The organism is Caulobacter sp. B11, assembly GCF_002737765.1.
Lineage (GTDB): Bacteria > Pseudomonadota > Alphaproteobacteria > Caulobacterales > Caulobacteraceae > Caulobacter.
In genome coordinates, this window is record NZ_PEGG01000183.1 from 1 (window position 1) to 4,478 (window position 4,478).

The 4,478-nt window shown below is 65.3% G+C and carries 1 protein-coding gene and 1 pseudogene; one reads left to right on the forward strand and one right to left on the reverse strand.

Annotated features, from left to right (window positions below):
* The first annotated feature begins 201 nt into the window (after positions 1-201).
* Positions 202-2,574 (forward strand): ATP-binding protein, encoded by a 2,373-nt coding sequence (locus CSW58_RS08435; protein ID WP_369825124.1) that lies wholly within the window; start codon positions 202-204, stop codon positions 2,572-2,574.
* A gap of 89 nt (positions 2,575-2,663) precedes the next feature.
* On the opposite strand, the pseudogene CSW58_RS08440 reads toward CSW58_RS08435, so the two are convergent.
* Positions 2,664-4,318 (reverse strand): annotated as a pseudogene (locus CSW58_RS08440) (lysine--tRNA ligase).
* Positions 4,319-4,478 lie beyond the last annotated feature (160 nt).

Consider the following 4,478-nt stretch of genomic DNA (forward strand, 5'->3'; position numbering starts at 1 on the left):
GTCAAGACGGCCGAGGTCCAACGGCCAGGTGACCGCTGTTGACCTTGCCTCAACTCGTCCACAGTTGACGGCAAAGCTAAGGTCCGCCCGCCCGGCGCGTGACGGCATGGGGGTAGAGAGGTTCTGCGTGAACGATCCGCATGAGCGCAAAGGACTTGCAGCGCTGGAACGTCAAGAGGTCCTGGTTCCTCATCAGAGTCGCTGCTCGACAGCCTGACCGATCTCGCGGCGCAGATCTTCGATTCGCCCATCGCGTTGATTTCCTTGGTCGACCCGGAACGAGAATGGATCGAGGCCTGTGTCGGCCTCGATGCCGATCACGCCGCCCAGGTCGTGTCCTTCACTCAACATGCGACGGTCCTGGACCCGGTGTTCGTCGTGCTTGACGCCACCCAGGACGCGCGGTTCCGCGACAACCCCCTGGTCACCGGGCCGCCCGATGTTCGCTTCTATGCGGGCGTCCCCTTGCTTGCGCCCGATGGGAAGCGGCTGGGGACGTTCAGCGTTATCGATACAGTAGCCCGCGACATATTCACGCACGCCGAGGCTTCGCGCCTGCGGGCTCTGGCGACGAGTGTCACCCAAGCGCTGCTTGTGCGGCTCGCGAGCCGTGAGTGCGCCCATATTGCGGCGGTGGCCGACCAGCAAAACCGATTGCTCACACTCGCCGAGGACATGGCCGGCGTCGGGACCTGGTCGTGGGATGTGGCGGCCGATCGCACGACCTGGTCCGATCAGACCTATCGTATTCATGGCTATGAGCCCAGCGTCGAACCGCCGCCGCTGCAAGGCGTGCTTGAGCGCTATCACCCCGATGACGCCAGGATCCTGGGCGAGCATGTTCAGCGCGCCGTCGCCGAGGGCCGCGACTACGCCCTGGAGGCGCGCATCTACCGGCCGGACGGCTCGGAGCGGCACGTGGTGGCGCGCGGCGCTTGTCGCAAAGGCCCGGACGGTGCGGTCGTGGCGCTTGTCGGCACCTTTCAGGACATCACCGAACACCTGACCACCGAACGGTTTATCCGCACCTTGACCGACCACCTGCCGGGACTGGTCGGATACTGGGATGCGGCGTTGCGGTGCCGTTTCGCCAATGCCGCCTATCGCGAATGGTTCGGCCAGTCTCCCGAAACCATGCTCAACATCACGCTTCCGGAACTCCTGGGCGCGGAAGGATTCGCCCGCAACGAGACGTACGTCCGGGCGGTCCTAAACGGACAGAGGCAAACCTTTTCGCGCATGCTGGTGAAGCCGTCCGGCGAGGTCGGCCACACCTTGGCGCACTATATTCCAGACATCGACGCCTCGGGCCGAACCCAGGGGTTCTATGTGCTTGTGAGCGACGTCACGGGCCTCAAACAAGCGGAAGAAAGGCTGCAGGAGACCAACGTCCTTCTGGAGGCGGCGCGCGATCAGGCCGAAGCCGCCTCTGCGATAAAGTCGGAATTCCTGGCCAATATGAGCCACGAAATCCGCACGCCGCTGACGTCCATCGTCGGGTTCACGGGCCTGCTGGCCGGACGCGACGACCTGTCAGAGACCGCGCAGATGATGGTCCGGCGGGTGAAGGGCGCGAGCAAGGCCCTGCTCTCCATCGTCAATGATATCCTCGACTTCTCCAAGCTCGAAGCCGGCCAGGTGACGATCGATCCCGAGCCTGTCGACGTCGCGGCGATCGCCGAGGAGGCCTTGATGATGTTTGGTCCCCAGGCCGAGGCCAAGGCGCTGGGCCTGGAGTTTGACGCGAGCCCGGACATTCCCGACCAGGTCCTCGTGGATCCGGATCGTTTGCGCCAGATCCTGGTCAACCTGGTCGGCAACGCGGTGAAGTTCACGGACGAAGGTCGCGTTCGGCTAAGCCTGGGCTACGATGCGGACGCGCAAGCCCTGCAGGTCCGCGTCGAGGACACAGGAGCAGGTATGGACGAAGCGCAGCGCGCGCGTCTGTTTCAGCGCTTTTCGCAGGTCGACGCCTCTTCCACGCGCCAGCATGGCGGCACCGGCCTGGGGCTGGCCATCAGTCGGGCGCTTGTCGAAGCCATGGGGGGCGCGATCGGCGTTGACAGCGCGCCAGGACAGGGGTCGGTCTTCTATTTCCATATCGCCGCGCCGTCCGCAGATTCGTCGAGGCCTTTGGACGCGGTATCAGACCCGTCAGCCTCACTGGCCTGCGCCCGGGTTTTGGTCGCCGATGATAACGCCGCGATCCGGGAGTTGGCGCGCGCGCTCCTCGAGCAGTTCGACGCCGAGGTGACCGAGGCTGTGAATGGGGTGGAGGCGGTCGCCCTGGCGGCGGGAGCGCCTTTCGACGTCATCCTGGTCGATCTTAACATGCCGGTCCTGGACGGCCATGTCGCGCTTCATCGGATCCGGACCGAGCCTGGCCCCAATCAGCATGCGCCCATACTCGCCTTTACGGCCGACCGTGTTGAAACGGTAACCTGTGGCGCTGGCGGATTTGATGGCGTGATCGAAAAGCCGATCATCGCCGCCACTATGCTGACCACGCTCCTCCGAGCCCGTCAGGGCGCGCCGCGGGATCGCTCGATCAGGACCGGCGGACCGAAAGCCTAGGCCGAGCTGCGCGTGGACGCCCGCAGCGGCTTTCCGAGCATCGCCGCCAAGCCGGTACAGGGGCCTGGCGACGTCGGGGGTCGCGAAGACTAGCCCAGCTTCCCATCGATCAGGGCGATGGTGCGGTCCAGCCCGAAGATCGCCGCGAACGAGCCGAAGCGGGGGCCCTGGCTCTGGCCGAGCAGCACTTCGTACAGAGCCTGGAACCAGCCGCGCAGGGGGTCGAACTCATGGTCCTTGCCGACCGCGAACACCTCGTTCTGGATCAGCTCGGCGTCCTGACAGCCTTCGGGCAGGGCCGCGAGGCGGGCGCGCAGATCAACGATCGCCGCGCGCTCCTTGTCGTCCGGGGCGCGGAAGGTCTTCGCGGGCTTCACGAAGTCCTCGTAATAGTTGATCGCATAGCCGGCCAGGCGGTCCAGCAGCGGCTGGCTTTCCGGCGTCGCGCCGTCGACATAGCGGCCCAGGAACCCCCACAGGATGTCCTTGGTCGAGGCGTCGGCGGCCGAAACGAGATTCAGCATCAGGCTGAATGACACCGGCGAGCCCTGCTCGGGCGGCCTGCCCGAATGGACGTGCCAGGCCGGGTTGTCGATCTGCTTGGCCGGCTCCTGCTTCTGGAACGCGTCCAGCTGCTGCAGATATTCGTCCGTCGCCTTGGGGATGACGTCGAAATAGAGCTTCTTGGCGCTCTTGGGGCTCTGGAACATGTAATAGGCCAGGCTCTCGGGCGCGCCATAGCGCAGCCACTCGTCCATGGTCAGGCCGTTGCCCTTGGTCTTGGAGATCTTCAGGTTGTTCTCGTCCATGAAGAGTTCGTAGTGGAACCCTTCCGGCGGTGAGCCGCCCAGCACCTTGCAGACCTGGTTGGACAGCCGGACGCTGTCGATCAGGTCCTTGCCGCTCATCTCATAGTCGACGCCCAGCGCCGTCCAGCGCATCGCCCAGTCGGGACGCCACTGCATCTTGACGCCGCCGCCGGTCACCGGAACCTCGGTCAGCTCGCCGTCCTCGTCGCGGAACACGATCGTGCCCTTGGACACGTTGCGCTCCAGGGTCGGGACCTGCAGCACCTTGCCGGTCTTGGGGCTGATGGGGAGGAACGGCGAATAGGTGGCCCGGCGCTCCTCGCCCAGCGAGGGCAGCATGATCTTCTGGATGGCGTCGAAACGCTCCAGGGCGTTCAGCAGGGTCTCGTCAAAGCGGCCGCCGCGATAGCAGTCGGTCGAGGACACGAACTCGTAGTCGAAGCCGAACCCATCCAGGAACGCGCGCAGGCGGGCGTTGTTGTGATGGCCGAAGCTCTCGAACTCGCCATAGGGGTCGCGGACCACGGTCAGCGGCTTGTCGAGGTCGGGGATCATGACCTCGCCATTGGGCACGTTCGGCGGGATCTTGCGCAGGCCGTCCATGTCGTCGCTGAACGAGATCAGCCGCGTGGGGATCTTGTCGTCGGTCAGGGCGCGGAACGCCGCGCGGACCATGGTGGTGCGCGCCACCTCGCCAAAGGTGCCCATGTGCGGCAGGCCCGACGGACCATAGCCGGTCTCCAGCACCACCGGTTTGCGCAGGGCCTCCAGCGTGGCGACCGCTTCGTCGGTCTTGCCGGCGTGGATCAGGGTCGAGGCGAGATCGCGCTCGGCGTCGGACAGGCGCAGACGCAGGGTGCGGGCCAGCAGGGCGCGCGCCTGCTCGAACGGCCAGGCGCGTGCGTCGCGGGCGAGGGGGAGAGGCCTTCAAACATGCGGGCGGTATAGGGGGAAGTGGCGGTGGTGGCTAGGTTTTGGGTGAGGGGCATCTGTTTGAGCTCGAACGAAGTTGTTGCCCATAGGTTGTGGAGATGCCAGATCTAACGGAGGATGGTTGCGTGTGGTTATCGTGCTGAGGAATATGGCATTCAGCCT